The 20960-nt window shown below is 42.3% G+C and carries 19 protein-coding genes; 13 read left to right on the top strand and 6 right to left on the bottom strand.

What is annotated here, in order from left to right:
* Positions 1–25: 25 nt before the first annotated feature.
* The 7 genes from sufB (at position 26) to H580_RS0107405 (ending at position 5831) form a co-directional block, all read left to right on the top strand.
* The gene (gene sufB / locus H580_RS0107375; protein ID WP_028594204.1) at positions 26–1423 is read left to right on the top strand and encodes a Fe-S cluster assembly protein SufB; all 1398 of its coding nucleotides are present in this window, start codon (positions 26–28) and stop codon (positions 1421–1423) included.
* A gap of 399 nt (positions 1424–1822) precedes the next feature.
* Positions 1823–2302 (top strand): DsrE/DsrF/DrsH-like family protein, encoded by a 480-nt coding sequence (locus H580_RS0107380; protein ID WP_028594205.1) that lies wholly within the window; start codon positions 1823–1825, stop codon positions 2300–2302.
* Between the two features lie 40 nt (positions 2303–2342).
* Positions 2343–2711 carry a rhodanese-like domain-containing protein gene (locus H580_RS0107385; RefSeq protein WP_028594206.1) on the top strand — a complete coding sequence of 123 codons (369 nt, stop codon included), beginning with the start codon at positions 2343–2345 and terminating at the stop codon, positions 2709–2711.
* A 220-nt stretch (positions 2712–2931) separates the two neighbouring features.
* Positions 2932–3507 (top strand): sulfurtransferase TusA family protein, encoded by a 576-nt coding sequence (locus H580_RS0107390; protein ID WP_028594207.1) that lies wholly within the window; start codon positions 2932–2934, stop codon positions 3505–3507.
* Between the two features lie 114 nt (positions 3508–3621).
* A complete protein-coding gene (locus H580_RS0107395) occupies positions 3622–4749 on the top strand; it encodes an MBL fold metallo-hydrolase (protein ID WP_028594208.1) in 1128 nt (375 codons plus the stop codon).
* Positions 4750–4776: 27 nt separating this feature from the next.
* The gene (locus H580_RS0107400) at positions 4777–5004 is read left to right on the top strand and encodes a sulfurtransferase TusA family protein (RefSeq protein WP_028594209.1); all 228 of its coding nucleotides are present in this window, start codon (positions 4777–4779) and stop codon (positions 5002–5004) included.
* Between the two features lie 50 nt (positions 5005–5054).
* Positions 5055–5831 (top strand): sulfite exporter TauE/SafE family protein, encoded by a 777-nt coding sequence (locus H580_RS0107405; protein ID WP_028594210.1) that lies wholly within the window; start codon positions 5055–5057, stop codon positions 5829–5831.
* Between the two features lie 102 nt (positions 5832–5933).
* On the opposite strand, the gene H580_RS0107410 is transcribed toward H580_RS0107405, so the two are convergent.
* Positions 5934–7043 (bottom strand): HD-GYP domain-containing protein, encoded by a 1110-nt coding sequence (locus H580_RS0107410; protein WP_028594211.1) that lies wholly within the window; start codon positions 7041–7043, stop codon positions 5934–5936.
* A gap of 327 nt (positions 7044–7370) precedes the next feature.
* Here H580_RS0107410 and H580_RS0107415 point away from each other — a divergent pair, with 327 nt between their 5' ends.
* The 5 genes from H580_RS0107415 to ytvI all read left to right on the top strand — a co-directional run bounded on the left by H580_RS0107415 (position 7371) and on the right by ytvI (position 14028).
* The gene (locus tag H580_RS0107415) at positions 7371–8195 is read left to right on the top strand and encodes an undecaprenyl-diphosphate phosphatase (RefSeq protein ID WP_028594212.1); all 825 of its coding nucleotides are present in this window, start codon (positions 7371–7373) and stop codon (positions 8193–8195) included.
* A 119-nt stretch (positions 8196–8314) separates the two neighbouring features.
* A complete protein-coding gene (locus tag H580_RS0107420) occupies positions 8315–9406 on the top strand; it encodes an HD-GYP domain-containing protein (RefSeq protein ID WP_028594213.1) in 1092 nt (363 codons plus the stop codon).
* A 58-nt stretch (positions 9407–9464) separates the two neighbouring features.
* A complete protein-coding gene (locus H580_RS0107425; protein ID WP_211224393.1) occupies positions 9465–11717 on the top strand; it encodes an MMPL family transporter in 2253 nt (750 codons plus the stop codon).
* A gap of 20 nt (positions 11718–11737) precedes the next feature.
* Positions 11738–12895 carry a radical SAM/CxCxxxxC motif protein YfkAB gene (gene yfkAB, locus H580_RS0107430; RefSeq protein ID WP_157282776.1) on the top strand — a complete coding sequence of 386 codons (1158 nt, stop codon included), beginning with the start codon at positions 11738–11740 and terminating at the stop codon, positions 12893–12895.
* A gap of 110 nt (positions 12896–13005) precedes the next feature.
* A complete protein-coding gene (gene ytvI, locus H580_RS0107435; RefSeq protein ID WP_028594216.1) occupies positions 13006–14028 on the top strand; it encodes a sporulation integral membrane protein YtvI in 1023 nt (340 codons plus the stop codon).
* 102 nt (positions 14029–14130) lie between these two features.
* Here the strand turns inward: ytvI and H580_RS0107440 are convergent, their stop codons facing one another.
* Positions 14131–15123 carry a YpdA family putative bacillithiol disulfide reductase gene (locus tag H580_RS0107440; RefSeq protein WP_036604853.1) on the bottom strand — a complete coding sequence of 331 codons (993 nt, stop codon included), beginning with the start codon at positions 15121–15123 and terminating at the stop codon, positions 14131–14133.
* Between the two features lie 208 nt (positions 15124–15331).
* On the opposite strand from H580_RS0107440, the gene H580_RS0107445 reads away from it, so the two are divergent.
* The gene (locus H580_RS0107445) at positions 15332–16015 is read left to right on the top strand and encodes an HAD family hydrolase (RefSeq protein ID WP_028594218.1); all 684 of its coding nucleotides are present in this window, start codon (positions 15332–15334) and stop codon (positions 16013–16015) included.
* Between the two features lie 122 nt (positions 16016–16137).
* On the opposite strand, the gene H580_RS0107450 is transcribed toward H580_RS0107445, so the two are convergent.
* From H580_RS0107450 to H580_RS0107465, 4 genes are read right to left on the bottom strand one after another with little or no spacing between them, the layout of a single operon-like run.
* Positions 16138–17292, bottom strand: coding sequence for a YheC/YheD family endospore coat-associated protein (locus H580_RS0107450; protein WP_028594219.1), 1155 nt, complete (start codon positions 17290–17292; stop codon positions 16138–16140).
* Between the two features lie 23 nt (positions 17293–17315).
* Entirely contained in the window at positions 17316–18425 is a 1110-nt protein-coding gene (locus H580_RS0107455) for a YheC/YheD family endospore coat-associated protein (RefSeq protein WP_028594220.1), read from the bottom strand.
* Positions 18422–19798 (bottom strand): YheC/YheD family endospore coat-associated protein, encoded by a 1377-nt coding sequence (locus H580_RS0107460; protein ID WP_028594221.1) that lies wholly within the window; start codon positions 19796–19798, stop codon positions 18422–18424. Before H580_RS0107460 ends, H580_RS0107455 begins: the two co-directional genes overlap by 4 nt.
* Positions 19795–20943 (bottom strand): YheC/YheD family endospore coat-associated protein, encoded by a 1149-nt coding sequence (locus H580_RS0107465; RefSeq protein ID WP_051217324.1) that lies wholly within the window; start codon positions 20941–20943, stop codon positions 19795–19797. The genes H580_RS0107460 and H580_RS0107465 overlap by 4 nt, the downstream gene beginning before the upstream one ends.
* Between the last annotated feature and the right edge of the window lie 17 nt (positions 20944–20960).

Raw genomic sequence — 20960 nt, forward strand, 5'->3', positions numbered from 1 at the left:
ACATTACTGAAGGAGGTATGCGGTGATGGCTAAATCAATGCCGGAAATGGAAGAGTATAAATATGGCTTCCGCGATAATCACCAAGCGATATTTCAATCGGGTAAAGGCTTAACGCCTGAAATCGTACAAGAAATTTCGCGCATTAAGAACGAGCCACAATGGATGCTGGACTTCCGTATGAAGTCTTTGAAGCAGTTCGAGAAAATGGAAACACCTCGTTGGGGCGGCGACTTGGATGAGTTGGACTTCAACGATATCCAATATTATGTTCGTCCATCTGAGAAACAAGGTAAGACGTGGGAAGAAGTTCCTACGGAAATCAAAGAGACGTTCGACAAGCTTGGTATTCCTGAAGCGGAACAAAAGTTCCTTGCAGGTGTATCTGCTCAGTACGAATCTGAGGTTGTTTACCACAGCATGCAAAAGGAGCTTGAAGATCAGGGCGTAATCTTTACCGATACGGATACTGCGCTTCGTGAGCATCCTGAAATTTTCAAAGAGTACTTCGGTACTGTTGTTCCAATCGCAGATAACAAATTCTCTGCATTGAACAGTGCTGTATGGTCCGGTGGTAGCTTCATCTACGTGCCTAAAGGCGTGAAGTGTGAAATTCCATTGCAGGCATACTTCCGTATTAACTCGGAAAATATGGGTCAGTTCGAGCGTACGCTCATCATCGCTGACGAAGATAGCTTTGTGCACTATGTAGAAGGTTGTACAGCTCCTATTTACAGCACAAACTCCCTTCACTCTGCAGTAGTTGAGATCATCGTCAAGAAGAACGCTCGCGTTCGTTATACGACGATTCAGAACTGGGCACCAAACATTTATAACTTGGTTACAAAGCGTGCTGTATGTGAAGAGAACGCAAACATGGAGTGGGTTGATGGTAACATCGGCTCCAAGCTGACGATGAAATACCCTGCAGTTATTTTGAAAGGCCGCGGTGCAAAAGGCTCCGTTCTTTCCATTGCTGTAGCAGGTAAAGGTCAGCACCAAGATGCGGGTGCTAAGATGATTCACTTGGCTCCAGATACAACATCCACAATCGTATCCAAGTCGATCTCGAAGCATGGCGGTAAAGTAACGTACCGTGGTCTTGCTCAATTCGGACGCAACTCCGATGGCGCTAAGGCGAACGTAAAGTGTGACACACTTATCCTTGATAACGAGTCTACTTCCGATACGATTCCGTACAATGAGATTTTGAATGACAACATCACGCTCGAGCATGAAGCGACGGTATCTAAAGTATCTGAAGATCAACTCTTCTACTTGATGAGCCGCGGCTTGACGGAAGATGAAGCAACTCAAATGATCGTTATGGGCTTCATCGAGCCATTCACAAAAGAATTGCCGATGGAGTATGCAGTTGAGATGAACCGTCTCATCAAATTTGAGATGGAAGGTTCTATCGGGTAACTTACGAAAAATGTTGGTGCAACAACGTTTTTTGACTAGTTAAACAATCTAATCTTCGGGGTCGGTGCTACCTTTATGCCAACTCTGAATTCACATTAACGAAGAAGGCGAACTTTTGAAGTTCGCCTTCTTTTATGTTTCACTTTTAAACTACTGAAAGTAGTCATTTCTATGTAGTTGAAATATGACAGTTGACTTTATACCCCTAGGGGTATAATATGATACTTGTAGATGACAGGAGTAATACCTATTTTATTTTAACTACTCATATACCCGTAGGGGTAATAGTATTATAGGTGAAAAAACGTCATAGGAAAGTTTTTGGTGAAATAACGACATTTTCTTAACTTTAAAATACCCATATGGGTATAAGTTTTTAATTCACGGAGGTATATCAACATGACAGAAAAGAAGAAAACAACTATTGTGCTATTTAGCGGAGATTATGATAAAGCAATGGCTGCTTATATTATTGCTAATGGTGCAGCTGCTTATGATCATGAAGTAACTATCTTTCACACGTTTTGGGGATTGAATGCTTTACGTAAAGATGAAGTTATTCCAGTCAAAAAAGGCTTCATGGAAAAAATGTTTGGCAAATTAATGCCTAGAGGTGCCGATAAGATGGGGCTTTCAAAAATGAACTTCGCTGGATTTGGTCCTAAAATGATTAAAGATATTATGAAAAAGCATAATGCTATACCTTTACCACAATTAATCGAAATGGCTCATGAGCAAGATGTAAAACTAGTAGCATGTACGATGACAATGGATTTGTTAGGTTTAAAAGAAGAAGAATTACTAGACAACATTGAATATGCCGGAGTGGCTGCCTATTTAGCGGATGCAGAAGAAGGTAATGTTAATTTATTTATATAGAATTCGTTAGGGTTTTTTCCTATTAAAAAGGGGGGTACAAATGGATTATATCAACTATTTAATAATCGTATTATTTCTATTTTTTATGTTCAAAAGGTTTGTACCGGCAAAAGGTGTGAAGCATATTACAACAACAGAATTAAAAGCGGAATTGAATAATAACAAGAATAAGCAGTTTGTTGATGTCCGTACAGTAGAAGAGTATAAAGGGAACCATATTAAAGGTTTTAAAAATATTCCTCTTCATGAGCTTACGCAACAAGCAGGGAGAGAACTTTCAAAGGACAAAGAAATCGTCTTGATATGCCAAAGTGGCATGAGAAGTCAAGGGGCCAGCAAAATCTTGAAGAAGTTAGGATTTCCAAACGTAACAAATGTAAAAGGCGGTATGAGGGCTTGGCGCAATTAAAATAGGAAGGGCTACAAAATGATGCAAATCACTGCAAATGAAAGTACAGACATGCTTAAGCGAAGGAAAATCATTAAATATTATTGATGTACGCGAAGTGGATGAAGTAACTGAATGTGATTAACATGACTGGTGGGATGCTAACTTAGGAAGGTGAAATGGAATAAATTTTTTTATCAGCAAGAATACCCTGAGGGGTATAAAAATAGGAGGTATGGAAATGGAGAACTTGAAAGCAAACCTAACTTTGGATGCAACAGGACTAGCGTGTCCGATGCCAATTGTAAAAACAAAAAAAGCAATGAATAGCCTCGAACCAGGGCAAGTATTAGAAATTCAAGCGACTGATAAAGGTTCTAAAGCCGACATGAAGGCGTGGGCTGAAAGTTCAGGACATCAATATTTAGGGACAATTGAAGAAGGCAAAGTTCTAAAGCATTATCTTCATAAGTCCTCTAACGATGAATCGATGGAAAAAAAACATCAAAAAGTTATTCATAATGAAGAGTTAGAGAAATCGTTAGAGATTAATAAAAACATCGTACTCATTGATGTAAGAGAATATGCAGAATATGCTTTTAATCATATTCCTAATGCTATCTCCATTCCGTTAGGTGAATTGGAAGGGAAATTAAATGAATTAAATAAAGAGGATGAAATTTACGTAGTTTGTCGAACAGGAAATCGCAGTGACCTAGCTGCACAGAAATTAACTGAAAATGGTTTTACTTACGTAGTGAATGTAGTGCCAGGTATGAGTCAATGGAATGGAGAAACAACTGGAATTATCGACTAACACAAGTCGTATGCTGGTGCAGCAACATCATTAAAATTTGAAATAGATGCACACGCGCATTAACGTGTGAAGCTATATTTTTTTGACACAAATAATACTACGGGGGGTATAGAAATGACCATTCAAGCAATGACTGCACAAGAAGTGACAATGAAAGTTTTTAATAAGGAAGAGTTATTTATTGTTGATGTACGTAACGAAAGTGATTTCAAAGATTGGAAGATAGAAGGAGAGAACTTCGAGCACATCAATACTCCTTATTTTGAGCTGCTTGATGGTGTAGAAGAAATGATTAAAGAAATCCCCACTCATAAAGAGGTTCTAGTTGTTTGTGCAAAGGAAGGTTCATCCGTGATGGTGGCGGAAATGCTTTCTGATTACGGGGTAGACGTGTTCTACCTTAAGGGTGGAATGAAAGCATGGAGCGAACATATAGAACCAGTGAAAGTGGGCGACTTAGACGATGGTGGAGAAATGTATCAATTCGTTCGAGTCGGTAAAGGCTGCTTATCTTACATGGTAGTTTCAGATGGTGAGGCAGCCGTAATTGATGCAACACGTATGACAGATATCTACCTAGACTTTGCTATAAGCAAAGGAGCGAAAATTACGAACGTATTTGATACCCATCTTCATGCAGATCATATTTCTGGTGGTCGTACCATAGCCGAAAAAACAGGTGCTGCTTACTGGCTGCCACCAAAGGATGCAACAGAAGTAACTTTTGATTACAGCCCTTTAGAAGACGGTCATGATGTAGTTATCGGTAACACAACTATTTCGATTGCAGCCTTGTATTCACCAGGTCATACCATTGGCTCCACTTCATTTGTGGTTGGTAACAAGTTTTTGCTTTCAGGAGATATTTTGTTCATTGATTCCATCGGAAGGCCTGACCTGGCAGGCATGGCAGAAGATTGGGTAGGTGATTTAAGAGAAACGCTATATGAACGTTACAGACAATTGTCAGAAGAACTGATTGTGCTACCGGCACATTTTATGATCATAGACGAGCTAAATGAGGATGGAAGTGTATCAGAAAGGCTAGGCACCTTATTTACAAACAATCACGGGCTCCGTATTGAAAATGAAACTGAATTTAGACACTTAGTAACGGAAAACTTACCACCACAGCCCCATGCATTTCAAGAGATTCGTGAAGTAAATATGGGGAAAATTAGTCCTGATTTGGAACAGCAACGTGAGATGGAAATTGGTCCAAACCGCTGTGCAGTTCGTTAATCGTAAAAATGAGGAGGAAATTAGAATATGGAATCTTTTAACGTGTTAGATGCTAAAGGGTTGGCGTGCCCAATGCCGATTGTAAAGACAAAAAAAGCAATAGGAGAAATGGAAACAGGTCAGGTATTAGAAATCCATACGACGGATAAAGGGGCGAAAAGTGATTTGTCAGCCTGGGCTAAATCCGGAGGGCATGAATTGGTGAAACATGAAGAAGATAATGGAGTGTTTACATTTTGGATTAAAAAAGGTTGAAAGGAAAAGGGAACCGAATAAGGTTCCCTTTTTTCTAAAGAGGGGAAAACATGGATATAAATCTTGTATTTACAATTTTTTTAATTGGATTTGTAGGTTCATTTATTTCAGGGATGCTAGGCATAGGTGGAGCCATCATCAATTATCCGATGCTGTTATATATTCCTGTCATGTTAGGAATAGGTTATTTTACGGCACATGAAGTATCCGGCATTACTGCTATTCAAGTGTTTTTTGCAACGATTGGTGGTGTTTGGGCTTACCGAAAAGGTGGGTTTTTAAATAAAACGCTAATTGCTTACATGGGCATTAGTATATTAATGGGCAGTTTTATTGGGGGATTTGGCTCTACCCACATGTCGGAAAGTGGAGTCAATATTGTATACGGAGTATTGGCTTTACTTGCCGTCGTTTTGATGTTTATTCCAAAAAAAGAGATTGATCAAATTCCTATGGAACAAGTGAAATTTAATAAGTGGCTCGCATCGTTATTTGCTTTCATCGTGGGAGTAGGGGCCGGTATTGTAGGTGCGGGTGGAGCCTTTCTCTTAGTGCCGATAATGCTTGTGGTGTTAAAGATACCTACAAGGATGACGATTGCTTCTTCTTTAGCTATTACACTTATTTCATCAATTGGAGCGGTTTCTGGAAAAATTGCAACTGGTCAAGTTTTGTTGCTGCCTTCGCTTATTATGGTTGCAGCGAGTTTACTTGCCTCTCCATTAGGAGCTACTATTGGAAAAAAAGTTAATACGAAAATTTTGCAAAGCATACTGGGGATCTTAATTTTAGCAACAGCCGTGAAGATTTGGATGGAAATTCTATGACGTTCTTACTAATAACTACCCATGTTGTTTTCAAAATATAAATGAAAAAGAATCCGCGATTTACTGCGGATTCTTTTTTTGCATTCTTCTTATTCCTTGTCCTTACGCATATACATAATCGATATCCAGATCACGATTGACCGTAAGATCGATAAATTCTTGGCCAACTCTAATAAGTGGCCTGAAAAAATCTGTTGCGTGATTCATAACGATGATGCCATCACGACCATCTGTTAGTTTGACACGTTTATGTAGGAAGTTAGGTAGCATGTAGCGGATAAACGTATGCGTAATGACTGGATCGAGCTTTGAGAAGCTCAACTGGTACATTTGCTTCAACACGATCAGTAGGTCTTTCTTATCTTGATAAGTGCGGCAGGATATCATTGCGCTGTATACATCAGCAACGGAGACAATTTTGGCTACCATATGTATGTTTTCACTTGTAAGCCCTTCTGGATATCCAGATCCGTCTGTACGCTCATGATGCTGAAGTGCAGCAATTGCGATCCATTTGTCGTCATAAGTAGAACGAATAATTTGATAACCTGCAAGAGGATGAAGCTTCATTTGCTCATATTCTTCCTGCGTTAATGGGGCTGGCTTATTTAAGATCTCACGATCTACTTGGCACTTTCCTATATCATGCAAATATCCGGCTTTCCCAATACGCAGTGCATCTTCTTTTGTATGGCCAAGCCATGTTGCTAAATAGTAAGACAACATTCCGACTTGGACAGAATGCTGGCAGGTGTAATCATCTTGTGAGTTAAGGCGTAGCAGCAAGGAAACGACATCCCGTTCTTGTTGAAATTGTTCCAACAACGGGGTAATTGTAAGGTCTACAGCTTCTTGTACTAGGCGCCCATTGGTAAGTGCATAATGAAACAACAGATTCGTTGATTTGACTGCATCTTGATAGTAAGGGAATAGTTTCTCGTAGCTGTTTATATCATTCGAAGAGCTTGAAATGGAATGGGTAGAATTGAGTTGTGCATCTCTTGTTGTAGGAGTATGAGTTTGTTGCTCTTGTGGTGAGTTATATGGTGTAGAAGCTATGATGTCTATATCGTCAATCAAATGACCGATAAGGATGCCGATGTCTCTTTCTCTCAGTACTGTACCCGCAGAGAGTACATGAACACCATGTTGATTGAAGACATCGTGCTGCAAAATGTCCCCAGCTTGCAGATCATTCACAAGTACACGCATCGTGCGATTCACCGTTCCTATCGTAATGTTATACATTTATCATATCAATAATATAGGTGGCTATCAACAACATTTACCAAATTAAAGATAGAAGCTTGTCGTATTTATCAAAAAATTGTCAAATGATGAAAGTTTGAATAATAGACAAGAAAGTGCCTATATGGCTGTGGCTAACTTGCATATTCATAGAGTTTTAGTAGGTTTTCTGCTATGCTTGTACATGTGCACGCTAGATGTACATGACAGGCGATATATCCACACCAAGATTGCAAAAAATCCCAGTAAACCATGGATGTTATTACATTGTTGGAGAAAGAGGGAGTACGCATGTTGACTGTGTTTATCGCTGTTATTCTAGGGGTTGTAGAAGGTCTGACGGAATTTATTCCTGTATCATCGACAGGGCATATGATTTTGACAGCATCATTTATCGGATTAGATGAACATAATCCGCTGTTAAAGACGTTTATGATTATGATTCAGTTGGGTGCTATTTTGGCAATTACGATTGTATATCGCGACCGATTGTTAACTATGTTTAGACTTCGGCCTGTCACGGTAGCGAGAGGTGGGGCAAGAAGTGCTACTTTGAATCTTTTTCATGTAGCGCTAGGTATTGTACCTGCGTTAGTAGTTGCATTTCTAGCAAAAGACTTTATTAAGTCGTTGTTCAGTGCAAGTACAGTGATGTGGGCATTGGTTGTGGGCGGTATTTTTATGTGGTTTGCTGAGTCATTCAGTTCCAAGCGAGAACCAACAGCACATACTATCGATCAAATTACATATAAGCAAGCGTTATTCATTGGTGTATATCAGATAATATCTGTATTATGGCCGGGATTTTCCCGTTCTGGATCAACAATTTCCGGTGGATTGCTGAGTGGAGTAAGCTATCGCGCATCTGCGGATTTTTCATTTTTGATTGCGATACCTATAATGATTGCTGCGACCGGCTATGAATTGCTTAACAATTATCAATATATAAGCGGCGACGGTCTGGCTGTCTTTCTATTAGGTTTCATCGTTTCATTTATAGTAGCTTATATTGTCGTTATTTCATTCCTCAAATATATACAAGCTATCAAATTGAAATACTTCGCTATGTATCGATTCGTACTCGCCGGCCTATTCTGGCTCATTATTATGTATTGAAATAAGGCCAACACCAACATCATATCACCATTTAGTCGGCAACAATGTGGTATGATAATAAGATAACTCCTTGCCAGTGGAACGAATATCATCTTGAAAGAATCAGGGGTTGACTGACAGTGCGGTGGATACCGATTATGAATTGCCGTCCCGGCATGAGACTTGCTAAAAAGATCTATAATGAAGAAGGTATGGTTCTGCTTCAAGAACAAGTTGAGATGACGGATACGTTTATTCGTCGTTTGATTGAAAGGGACGTATCTTATATTTATGTAGAAGATGAGCGAACGGAAGGGATTGTAGCTCCCGATCTATTAAGTGATGAAACTAGAATTATGGCTAACAAAACAATTCGTCAGCAGTTCATGCAGCATATGTCTGACGGACGCGCACGTAAGCGTAGGCCTGATCAAGACATGGATGCATCCGTATCGGGAATGCTCGACAATCTTGTTTATGATATTTCGAAGCACAATAAAGCCATGGTAATGTTGAATGATATACAGACGACGGATCATTACGTATATCGCCATTCCTTAAATGTATGTGTATATTCGACGCTATTCGGTGTATATCATGGCTATGAAAGAGACGACCTTAAAATGTTGTCGATGGGCGCCCTGCTGCACGATGTTGGTAAGATGCATTTGGATCCTCATATTCTTAATAAGACGAGTCCGCTTACAAAGCTTGAATTCGATATGATTAAGAAGCATGCGGAATATGGATATCGCATACTAAGGAAAGATCCTAATATTCCGACTATTGTTGCTCATTGTGCTTATCAGCATCATGAACGTTTGAACGGATCTGGATATCCAAGGGGCTTAACTTCTGATAATATTCATGAGTTTGCGAAATGGATTGCCATTGCAGATTCTTATGACGCGATGACGACTAACCGGGTTTATCGTCCGGCTATGCTGCCTCATGAGGCGTTAGAAATTTTGTATACAGGGTCTGGTACTCTATATGAGCAGTGGATGCTGTCTCTATTTAGGGATCGAATTGCTGTGTATCCACTTGGTATGACAGTTAAGCTGAGCACAGGTGAGATCGGTATCGTCGCGGAAATCAATGCAGATTATCCGCAGCGCCCGATGATAAGAGTGTTGTATGATGCGGAAGGTGCGTCAGTTCCTTTAGGCACGGAGCTGGATTTGTCACAGCTTCTTCATATTATGATTGTAGAAATGGTCGATGTAGAATAGAAGTAACGATTGCCGGAACGAAGTGCAGATCAGCATAAAGTGACTGGGAGGAGTCGAGTTGCGCGAAACGAATGAACAAGGGGTTTTCTGGAAATGGGGACATTTCATTTATCGTTATCGTCGGGTCGTATTCGGAGTATGGTGTGCCGTATTTATAGGTATGGGGATCTTTGCGGTACAGGCTCCTTCCATGCTCAAAGATAATGGATTTACTCCCGTTGGCAGTGAGTCAGATCGTGGTTTGAAGCTGATGCAGGAGCAGTTGCAGATTGCACCAGTGATGCTTGATATTGTATATGAGAGCAGTAATGGTGAATCATTATTATCAGAATCTAACCGGACCGAAATTATGGTGTCGTTGCAAACGTTGCGGGAAACGTCTTATGTATCAAATGTTTCGTTCCGAGATGTTGGTCGCAGTGAAGCGCGGAATGATGTTACCGTGGTTACCGTTACAATGAATCTTGAGGCAGATGAAGCCATTGAGAAGTTTGCTTCGATTCGTAATCTCATTCCAGATCCGCCTAATATGAAGGCTTATGTTACAGGCAATTCTGCGGTCTTCTATGATGTTCAAGAAGCGAGCAAGCGCGATATTATAAAGTCTGAAATTATTGGACTTCCTATTGCATTAATTGTGCTGCTGCTTGTATTTGGCACATGGCTTGCAGGTGTCCTTCCGCTTGTCGTTGGGATGTTGAGTGTAACGACGACATTAGGTATTATTTATTTTATTGCTTTAGGGACCAATTCTTTGAGTAATTTTTTACCTAACATGGTCAGTATGCTGGGACTGGCAGTTGGCATTGATTATGCTTTGTTTATGGTTAGTCGATTCAGAGAAGAGCTTGCCACGCAGAGCGATGTTGGACAAGCTGTTGCTATGACCGCGCAGAAGGCAGGTAAATCCATATTCTTTTCGGGAGTAGCTGTTCTGATCGGACTTATTGCGATGGCATTTATTGACCTGGCTTTATTCCGCTCCTTAGCGTTGGGCGGAGTTCTCGTTGTATCGATGTCTGTCATTGTAGGGAACACGCTGCTGCTAGCTTTACTCGGCATGCTCGGGGAGCGGATTAATCGTTATTCTGTAATTCCTAAGCGATGGCGCAATCGGAGGAAGAAACCTAATCGTAATGGAGATGGCAGCTCTTTTTGGGGACGTGTCGCTTATGGTGTTATGAAGCGGCCGATACCGATCGTGTTGCTGCTTTGTACGGCGCTTATTGCTTGTGTTTGGCCTATTTTGAATATGAATATAGGTATACCTGATGCAAAAATGCTGCCGCCAAAATATGAATCTCGATATGGCTCGGATCTGATGACAGAGGTCTATGATGAGCGTGAGCTTAATCCGATTCAACTGATAGTAAAGTCTGTACAGCCCTTCCATGAGGAACGTACGATTGAGACAGTATCTAAACTGACTGAATCTCTTAAAGGAGTTCAAGGTGTTCAACGTGTGGATAGTTATTTAACAGCACTGTCTGATTTGCCGAACGCCCAAGCGAAGTCGCAGGCTTTACAAAATGAGCAATTACAGCAGCAGTTGAAAGCTAGCCATCTTGTAAACGATTCGTATATGTTGTTAAGTGTGGTGTCTAATGTAAGTGCAGATGGAGAAGAGGCTTACGAGCTAGTTCGTAATCTTCGTTCGCTTGAGTCTGCTGAATTAGATATATTAGTTACGGGGACAGCTGCATACCGCTTAGACATTGTAGAACGAATTACATCTGCTTTGCCTTATGTGGTACTATTTATATTGGCAGTTACCTATGTCGTGTTGTTTATTGCATTTCGTTCGGTCATATTGCCATTAAAGGCTGTATTTATGAACGTGCTTAGCTTAGGCGCAAGCTTGGGTGTAGTCGTGCTAGTCTTCCAGCATGGATACATGGCGGATTTATTGCAGGTAACTTCTACAGGAGTTGTAGTTGCGATGCTGCCTGTTATCATTTTTTGTGTGGTATTCGGCATATCTATGGATTACGAGGTATTCTTATTGTCTCGTATTGCAGAAGAATATGAACGTACAGGAGACAATGAACGAAGTACGGCTGAAGGGTTGAAGAAGACAGGAAGTATTATTACGAGTGCAGCATTTATTTTAATTGTTGTCGTAGGGGCATTTATTTTTACAGACAATGAATTGATGAAGGCGATTGGCCTTGGATTGTCGGTATCCGTGCTGCTGGATGCGACGCTTATTCGATTGTTCCTAGTACCTGCACTGATGAAGTTGATGGGTCGAGCCAATTGGTGGGCGCCGCGTTGGGCGAAGTTCGCTTCTTCGAAGGATACCGTCGAATAGAGGAAGAATAGGTGAGTGAAATGAGTAAAGAACAGCATGCGAACGTGTCGGTGATTACACCGCCGGTCTTACAACCGATAACACCTCAATATGACCCTTGGGATCCGATCCGATCACTGAGACAGTATGGAGAGCATCGACTAACCAGTGTGGAAATGACTGTGGCGCAAGTGTGCAATATGCGCTGCGAACACTGCGCGGTTGGCCATACACTTGTGATGCGAGAGCCAGACCTGCTTCCGCTTGATGTAATGTTGAAGCGTCTTGATGAAGTAGAGCATTTGGAGACGATTAGTATTACTGGTGGAGAGCCTACATTCCATCTTTCTACGGTAAAAGATTACGTAATCCCATTGCTTAAATATGCAAGAGAGCGAGGGGTTCGCTCTCAGTTGAATTCTAACGTAACCTTGGATTATAGACGGTATGAAATGATAGCGCCGTACTTGGATGTCATGCATATTTCATTCAACTACACGAATGTGGAAGATTTCCGCCAAGTTGGATTTGTGCATCGTGATCGGGATTTGTCCAACAATTTAACGGTCAAATTTTACGAGCAGATGATTGATAATACGCGTCGTTTAGTAGAGGGTGGACTTTTCGTATCAGCGGAATCCATGATCAACTATCGAACACATGACAAGATGAATGACATTCACCAGCTCATTTATGAAATGGGCTGTCAGCGACATGAAGTACATCCAATGTATCCAAGCTCATTTGCTGAGCATTTGCCAGTGTTGTCGATCAATGAACTGCGTCAATCCATTCACAGCTTGTTAGACTTCCGTCATCAAGATATGTGGATGTTGTTTGGTACGCTGCCGTTCTACGGATGTAGTGTCAATGAAGAAGATACGAGGCTGCTCCAACGATTGTATAGCGAGAAAAATGTAACGGTGCGTAATGACCCAGATGGGCGCAACCGTTTGAATGTAAATATGTTTAATGGGGAAGTATTCGTCACAGACTTTGCTGATATTCCTTCCTTCGGGAGTATTTATGAGGATAGGCTCGATGGTATATTCGATAAGTGGCTTCACCAACATCCATTATCAAAAACGGTGGACTGCTATTGTCCGCAAGCTAGTTGTTGTGGGCCGAATCTGCTTGTGGCGGAGATGTATTATCCGAATGTAAACTTTAAAGAACGCAAGGCAGTCATTTCTGTGTAGGCGCGATAAAGCGAAATATGCTGAAGTGATCAGCGATGTAGAACATAGGCAACGATAAATGAACGATACGATAGTGTGGTTGTAAGATGAATCGATAAAGGAAGTGAACTATGTCGTTCAAACATTTGTTTCTAGCTGCAGTAGGGCTTCTATTATTGTACGGGCTGTTTACCGTCGGAGCTCCTTTCTTGCTAGCTTGTGTCATTGCAATGGGGCTTGAGCCGTTGACAAAAGCTTGGATGCGTTGGTTTAAGTGGGGCCGTATTCCGGCTGCTGTACTAAGCTGTACATTATTTACCCTGTTTTTACTGTCAGGGATGTATTACATTGTCATTCAGATTGTTAAACAGCTAGTGGAGTTAGTCAAAAATTCTCCTACATATATTGAAGGAGTGCGCGTATGGCTTGAACAGACGATGTCTGAAGCGCAAGTCAATATGCCTGAGCATTGGGAAGGCATGTTTGAACAACTGTTTGTTACGGTGTCGGGTCATTTGCAAGATGCTGCCGCGACTGTTTCTGCCAAGGCGGTGTCGTTAGCAGGAGTACTTCCGAACATGTTTATTTTCTTTATCGTATTTATGGTTGCTTTGTTCCTCATCAGCTTTAGCTTGGATCGCACACGTCCAGCTATTTTGCATTTCTTTGATAGCAAGTCACATAATCAAGTGAATCAAGTCATTACGACTCTAAAAAGCTCGGTATTTGGTTTTGTCAGAGCACAAATTATTTTGTGTTTGTTCACCTACGTGATTACACTATGTGGGCTGTTGATTCTAGGTACCAGTTATCCGCTTGCTATTGCATTGCTCGTTATGATCGTAGACCTACTTCCTATACTAGGTGTTGGTTCAGCGCTAATGCCATGGGCGGTTTACTGTATCGCTACTGGTGATTTATTTACGGGAATTGGCCTTGTGGTTATGTTCATCGTCATTACTGCATTACGTCGTATCATTGAGCCTAAGGTAGTTGGGGATTCCGTGGGCATTGGAGCTTTGCCTGCCCTTGTCAGTTTGTACGTTGGTTTCAAATTGGTTGGAGTCATTGGCTTCTTCATTGGACCCTTGGTCGTTATTGTTTATAATGCGATCCGAAAAGCTGGCTTAATGGAAATTAAAATAAAATTCTAACTAACCAATAGAGCTGTTCCTAAAGTGTATGAAGCACGAGAGGAACAGCTCTATATTTGTTATTGTTTAGGTCCATCATTGTTATTCAGAGGATTATCCATTTTATATATTTGGTTGCAGCAGTAAATGCTGGGCGATCCATTTGCCATGGTCCCGACCTGTCTCAATAAATATTTCATTCGCATTTTTACCAGATGCAATGACACCTGCTACATACAGGCCTGGAATGTTTGTCTCCATCGTATGAGGATCGAACACGGGTTTATCACCATCTTCTTGCAGCTGCACACCAAGTTGGCTTACCATTTTACGATCAGGTCTAAATCCGGTTAATGCTAGCACGAAGCTACATGGAAGCTCATACAAAGTCTCGCCGTCATGTGTTTGTCCGCGAATGATTACTTTATCAGGCAATATTTCTTGTACCTGTGAGCTTGTGCGAAGAGAGATAATGCCTTTCGCCACCATGCTTTCAAAAATGGGCTTCACCCAAGGCTTCACACTTCCTGATAATTCTGCTCCTCGCGAAACTACGGTGACCTCTGCTCCTACCCGCATTAATTCCAACGCAGCATCGACTGCAGAATTGTTGGCACCAATAATGACAACTTGTTTGCCTGCGTATGGATGCGCTTCTTGGAAGTAATGAGAAACATGAGGAAGCTGTTCACCAGGGATGTTCAGCATATTGGGATAGTCAAAATAGCCAGTGGCGATGACGACATTTTGAGCCTCGTAATGTAGTTCATGCCCGTTAATCGCTTTAGTTATTAGTTGAAATTTGCCGTCTGCTTTATGGACAGAAGTTACTTCCTCATACGTACGAATATTTAGTTGATAGCGTTCAGCAGCTTTACGATAGTATACGAGTGCTTCATGACGATAAGGTTTATCATGTGGAGTTGTAAATGGTAAATCTCCAATTTCCAACAATTCAGGCGTACTGAAAAACTGAAGATGTGTCGGATAACGATAAATAGAGTGTACTAGGCAGTTTTTCTCAATAACAAGTGCCTCAATGCCAGCACGCTTCAGCTCGATTGCTGCGGATAGACCACAGGGGCCAGCACCGATAATGATAACGCGATGTACCATAGTTGTTATGCCTCCAAACTATGCAATTATAATTTACTAACGAATATATAGGTCATTTTATTATAAGTCGAGTTTAATTTCTATTGCCAAGGAAAAGCGAGCAGAATTAACACGACAATCCAATTTGAATACAGACTATTCTTATGTAAGATTTATGATATAGTAAGGGGGTCTAGATGAACTTGATAGAAGAGGACGGGATGCGAATATGAAGAAACCAGAAGCAATTATATTTGACATGGACGGCACATTATTCAAGACAGAGACATTACTGATTCCGGCCTATAACCGTTTGTTCGACCGATTGCGTGCAGAAGGTCTATATACAGAAGAGACGCCTCCGGTAGAGCGCATTCTTGGAAGCTTAGGTATGTTGTTAGAGGAAATATGGAAGCGTGTTATGCCAGATGCTTCTGAGGAAGCGCGAAATAGGGCAGATGTGCTTCTCTTAGAAGAAGAAGTGCGCGGACTTGAGAGTGGCGGCTCAGAATTATATCCAGCTGTAGTAGAGACACTACAAGCATTACGTGCGCACGGGGTGAAATTGTTCGTTGCGAGCAATGGTCCTGCACCTTATGTGGAGAGTGTGGCACGTGCACACGGTATAGAGGAATATTTTGTAGAGTTATATAGTGCAGGTGGAAGAAAGACTGCATCTAAGGTTGATCTGGTTCGCATCTTGTTAGATGAACACCAAATTAAGAGCGCATGGATGGTTGGTGATCGCTCTTCTGATATAGAAGCAGGCGCAGAGAATGAATTAGGGATCGTCGGATGTGCATATGCAGGATTCGGTGGGGACGAGGAGTTAGAAGGTGCTCATATTCTCATTCAGCATTTTAAGGAGCTTGTACACCTTTACGAGACAAGTGAAGAAATGCAAGTCTTGTAATTCATGATAAATAGCGCAAGGCGCAGACACTCAGATTGTGTCTGCGCCTTATTATATATTCACATCAATGAACGTACATACAAGGTGCAATATTTGCTCCTCACCGTAGTGGTGAGTCGTATTTAATCTTGAACTGTCTCTACGGGGAGAGGATTTTCAGGAGTAACGCCACGCATTAAAGGTTGCTGCTGTTGGTATAGCCAGAGTGCATATTGTAAAGGTTTTAGCAAAGATTTATGGTACGTATCTTGATCACCGATGAGTTGAAATACTTCCCGAGAAGGTTTTGGATTTACTTCCAGCATCCATATCTTCCCGTTTTTATCAATCGCAAGATCAAGCGCAAGCTCACACAATGCTCCATATTTACGTTCTAGATAAGAAGCGACTTCAACACCCATCTTCTCCGCTTCTTGTTTCACTTCTGCAATGAGCTGTTCATCTCCAATCCAATTGTGCAGCATTTCATCCATAGGAATAGCTTCGCCACCACCATGCAGATTGGAAGTAATGCTTTTGGCTGCACCTATTCTGCCTGCACAGCCTGTTAATGTCCAGTTTCCTGTTTCATCTTTCTGTACGAGCATCCGATAATCATGAACACGCCCGTTCGGCAAGTTCAGGGATATCCCTTGCTGTACAATATATCTCCCAGTCGCATGCCAAGAGTTGAGCTTAGTGGCAAGCTGGGACCATGTCATACGCTGCGGGCTAATAATTTTGCGTTTCTGATCTCTTCCTTGCACATACAGCATAAAGGTAGGAGCCAATCGCTCCACTCGCAAGATGCCTCTGCCGCCGGTACCGTTAATGGGCTTCATGTAAATGAGCGAATGCTGCTTGAGTACCTGTTGAGCGTCAGCAAGGGAGTTATACAACTTCGTTTGGGGAAGGAACTGACGCAGATAGGAATCTTCAGAAAGTACTTGGTGGATGGTCCATTTATTACGGAGCGGTTTGTTCAAATACAGCAGATCCGGGTACCTTTTTCGAAAGCGGCGAAGCTGTTCAAAACGAGAGCTATTCTGCAGTCGACAACGGTCAAATATGATGTCCGGAAAGGTGGTCCATTGCCGAAACCAGCGGTTTTTATCGTGATGGTATACCATGGAATAGATTCGATGTTTCCTATGATCGACATCTTGCGGCGTAAACACAAATACATGAAGACCGATGGATTGGCCTGCCGCTATCATTTTTTGATAAATATGACGCTCTTCAAGATGTTTGTGCTCGTTTAAGTATAAAGTCAAAATGCCCAGAACCGGTTGTGCCAATTGCCTTCACCTTCTTCACGTTGTTATCCGCCTGATTTCATTAAAAACGTACTGTACTGATATACTCGCTCCAAGGAGCGTTTGCGAATATCAGGTTCATCAAATTTCATTGGCTTCGCATTCGCTTCGAAGAACCAGATGCCGCCTGCTGCGTCAACACCTAAATCCATCGACATTTCGCCAAGAGGCTTGCCGGCTTCCTGTTCAATCTGCCTGGCTAGGACTAGTGCGGTATTACGTATGCGCGCCAAAATACGTGCGGAGCCCTGCTCACCGAACAAACTCGTTAACAGCTTTGAGGGGTCTTCTATGCTTCCGCCGCGAGGGACATGTGTCGTAATGCTTGCGCTGCCCGCGAGGCGGGCTCCGACACCTGTAATATCCCAATTGCCTTGTTCTGTTTTTTGAATGAGTGCACGTAAATCGAATGGTCGCTTGTTTATCGAAGCTAATGTTATGCCTTGCTGAACGATATATTTTGCACTACCCACCTGTTTCATAATTCTTGACCATAGTTTAGAAATGGAGGTGCAGTTGTAGGAGATATTTTTGGATTTATCTTGAATGCGCAAACGGTACTTGAATCCGTTGTCTAGATTGAGACGAAGGGTCATAATACCCATACCTGCTTTGCCGGAGACGGGTTTGAGAAATAAATAGGAGTGGTGATTCAGCATTTTACCTAACTGTTCGGCATTCGTAAGTTTTAAGGTGTGAGGAATATAGGGGCGAGTTGCATTAGACTTGTTCAGCCATTTGTATAGCTTCCACTTATTGAAGAAGGTTGGATTGAACATGCGAATGGTAGGATGCTTCATAATATCTTGCAGTTTCTTTTTGACAGCAGGCTGCATTTCATCTTCTCTTTGCGGGATCCGGTTATATAAGATATGGGGCAGCGGGAACCATTCCTGCCGCCACTCATTTTTATCCGATACATAACGATAGCCGATTACTCTTTTCGCTTGTAGCTTTAAATCTTTAATCGTGATGATGTAAGACGTATACCCCATTTTTTTGGCCGTTGAGAGCAAGTCGGCAAAATTTCCTCGGTTGCCCCGGAAATAATCTTTCTCATCTTCGATCGTTAATATAGCGACAATGGGGAGGTTGGGTTGGGATGCACCGCTCACATGTTATCCCCCCTGCGAAAATGGCTCAAGTATAGGCAGTGATCTAGAATGTGCTCAACAGATGATTGCCCTTCATCGCGAAGTTGCGGGTGGTTGAATATCGAGCGCCCAGGCTTTGCATTCGCCTCAAACATCCACACTTGTTCGTTTCGATCAATGCCAAGATCGAATCCAAGCTCACCTAACAAATGAGGGTGATTGCGCTCGATGGCTTCGGCGAGATCGATAGCAGTCACTTTTGCCTGTTCCAATACTTCTTTCGCTCGAGTGCCGAACGCGCGCTCCAGCGCTTGTTGGGGTGTCATCAGTTGACCGCCATTTTTTACGTGGGTCGTCACGCTGCCTTTTCCAGCTTTTTTGGCTCCGATACCTACTACGACCCAGTTGTTATCTCCATCTTTATGCATATGGAAACGAAAGTCTATTGGGCAGCCGTCGATTTCAACCAATCTGACACCTTGCTGAACGACATAGTCACGAAGATTACGGCCATGACGGGCTTCTAAAGTACGAATAAGACTAGAGAACTGTTTGAACCGCAGTAAAATATTTTTGCCATTGGTGGTGTAGCGTGCAAAGTACCCTTTTTTCGGCAAATAAGTCAGGCGATAAATACCTATGCCCAGGCTGCCTGCCGTCGGTTTGTAATAAACAAATTGATGACGATCCAGCATTTCCTTAATCATATCTGGGGATGGATTGGTTATCGATTCGGGAACGTGCTGATTGGCTTCCATTTCGTCTTCGAGCAGCTCATACACATCTGACTTGTTGAAGAAGCTCCAATTGAAGTAGGGGATCTGCTTGCGGTTGAACCTTTCGCGAAGCTGGCTCATATTCGAAGATATTTCTGCTTTACGGCTGGGTAGGCGATTGTATACGACATCAGGTAAAGGGACGGTGCGGCGAACCCAATTGCCTGCATCGTTAAGGAAATAGGCATAGACGTTCTCTTTTTGCCAGTCGATATCACGCGGAGTGAAGGCAAATACAAATGCTTTTTTATTTCCGGTGCGCAATATTTGTTTAATAAAGCTCGTTCTTCCTCCGAAAGGACTTGTGCTCGTGCGATTGGAAGAATCGCTCATAATGCCGATTAAAGGGCCGATATGGATACCTCCTTCGACCTCATTAAGGACATAAACACTGCCACCTTTCGGAATACGGAATTGGCTGCGTAGTCCAGCTGTTATATAAAGATGCTTACCAGATTTTTTAATCGGTTTAATGGCAGTAGGTACACTTGTTTTACCGAGACGCAGTCGAATTTGTTTCTTGCCGGATAAGTTCAGCTGCTTAAGCAATGGAGTGGATACGTATAATGTTTTTTCTGGATTTGGCGTTAAATGCACGTTGCACAGCGTCAAACTCATGGACAAACCCTCCTAAGATGTCGGACCATTACATTGCGTGCGTAAAGGATGGGATTTTCTACCGCCAGCCGGATGGCTTTCTCATTTCCGGTTAAGGAGAAGACGGAACGGCCTGGTCTCGAATTTACTTCGAGAAGCCATATACGACCTTTCTGATCGATGCCAAAATCAAGCCCTAACTCAACTAACCTGCCATAGCAAGATTCAATGGCTGATGGAATTTGCTTGCTGATATGTGCAATGGAGGACAACATATTTTCTGCTTGCTTACGGCTAAATTGCTGCTCCAAGTAGGATTCAACAGGTTCGGCGCGTCCGCCGCCGCGAAGGTTGGAAGTTAGGTGTCCTGAGGAGCCCACGCGAGCAGCTGATCCTGTTAATTTCCAATGCCCGCTGCCGTCCTTTTGCATAAGCACGCGAACATCATAGGGCTCCTTCTGCTGACTGAGAAGTGTCAGATAAGGCTGGATCACATACTGGCGTCCGTCAATAAATTGATGAACCCAATTAAGAGCATCCATCATCGTAGTGAAATGCGTATGAATGTGATCATTTTGTTTCGTTCTCCCCGTTATCGTAACTGAAGTTGGGGACCAAGGAGAGGAAGCCGCGTAAGCTGAAGCTTCGATATGAAGGACAGATCGTCCATGCTGTCCTCCGCTTGGCTTGAGGAAGACCGATCCATTGTGCTGTTTTATGATGCGTAACAAGCTTCTTGGCCCATGATACGGATAAGTCTTGGGAAGGTGCGTCTTTAAAAAATCGAAGCGAGATAACGTTTGATACAAATTCCATTTGCCAGGCAGCGGTCTACTGAGCCACTGCACATCTTCACGATACAATTGCTGCAGGCTATTTCGAGTATGCTGCTGCTCACATCGCTCATGATGACTTCGGGAAAGACGGTTGTAGATGAGTGTCGGCAAGGGAAAATGTTGTTGCTTCCAGGCGTTCTTCTTGTACGTATAAGCTCTTACGGTACGAGTGTCCCAATCGATCAAACCAGCGTGAAACACGATAACAGGAATGCCATACTTTTCTCCAGCCATACAGAGTTGACGGCAGAAATGGGATTCGGTAAACGGCAGTGCCGCTGTTGATTGTTTTTGCAGTACGCCAAGTGTGTTGTGATTCAGTCTGTTCATCGTATTCATCCTATCGT

Origin of the sequence: Paenibacillus assamensis DSM 18201 (assembly GCF_000422445.1) — a bacterium.
Taxonomy (GTDB): domain Bacteria; phylum Bacillota; class Bacilli; order Paenibacillales; family Paenibacillaceae; genus Paenibacillus_B; species Paenibacillus_B assamensis.

Excerpts from the sequence above, each read along its gene's own strand:
- H580_RS0107385 (WP_028594206.1), top strand. The coding sequence starts at position 2,343 with ATGGATTATATCAACTATTTAATAATCGTATTATTTCTATTTTTTATG.
- H580_RS0107390 (WP_028594207.1), top strand. The coding sequence starts at position 2,932 with ATGGAGAACTTGAAAGCAAACCTAACTTTGGATGCAACAGGACTAGCG.
- H580_RS0107460 (WP_028594221.1), bottom strand. The coding sequence starts at position 19,798 with ATGAGTTTGACGCTGTGCAACGTGCATTTAACGCCAAATCCAGAAAAA.
- H580_RS0107440 (WP_036604853.1), bottom strand. The coding sequence starts at position 15,123 with ATGGTACATCGCGTTATCATTATCGGTGCTGGCCCCTGTGGTCTATCC.
- H580_RS0107445 (WP_028594218.1), top strand. The coding sequence starts at position 15,332 with ATGAAGAAACCAGAAGCAATTATATTTGACATGGACGGCACATTATTC.
- H580_RS0107380 (WP_028594205.1), top strand. The coding sequence starts at position 1,823 with ATGACAGAAAAGAAGAAAACAACTATTGTGCTATTTAGCGGAGATTAT.
- yfkAB (WP_157282776.1), top strand. The coding sequence starts at position 11,738 with ATGAGTAAAGAACAGCATGCGAACGTGTCGGTGATTACACCGCCGGTC.
- H580_RS0107400 (WP_028594209.1), top strand. The coding sequence starts at position 4,777 with ATGGAATCTTTTAACGTGTTAGATGCTAAAGGGTTGGCGTGCCCAATG.
- H580_RS0107415 (WP_028594212.1), top strand. The coding sequence starts at position 7,371 with ATGTTGACTGTGTTTATCGCTGTTATTCTAGGGGTTGTAGAAGGTCTG.
- H580_RS0107465 (WP_051217324.1), bottom strand. The coding sequence starts at position 20,943 with ATGAACAGACTGAATCACAACACACTTGGCGTACTGCAAAAACAATCA.
- H580_RS0107405 (WP_028594210.1), top strand. The coding sequence starts at position 5,055 with ATGGATATAAATCTTGTATTTACAATTTTTTTAATTGGATTTGTAGGT.
- sufB (WP_028594204.1), top strand. The coding sequence starts at position 26 with ATGGCTAAATCAATGCCGGAAATGGAAGAGTATAAATATGGCTTCCGC.
- H580_RS0107410 (WP_028594211.1), bottom strand. The coding sequence starts at position 7,043 with ATGCGTGTACTTGTGAATGATCTGCAAGCTGGGGACATTTTGCAGCAC.
- ytvI (WP_028594216.1), top strand. The coding sequence starts at position 13,006 with ATGTCGTTCAAACATTTGTTTCTAGCTGCAGTAGGGCTTCTATTATTG.
- H580_RS0107395 (WP_028594208.1), top strand. The coding sequence starts at position 3,622 with ATGACCATTCAAGCAATGACTGCACAAGAAGTGACAATGAAAGTTTTT.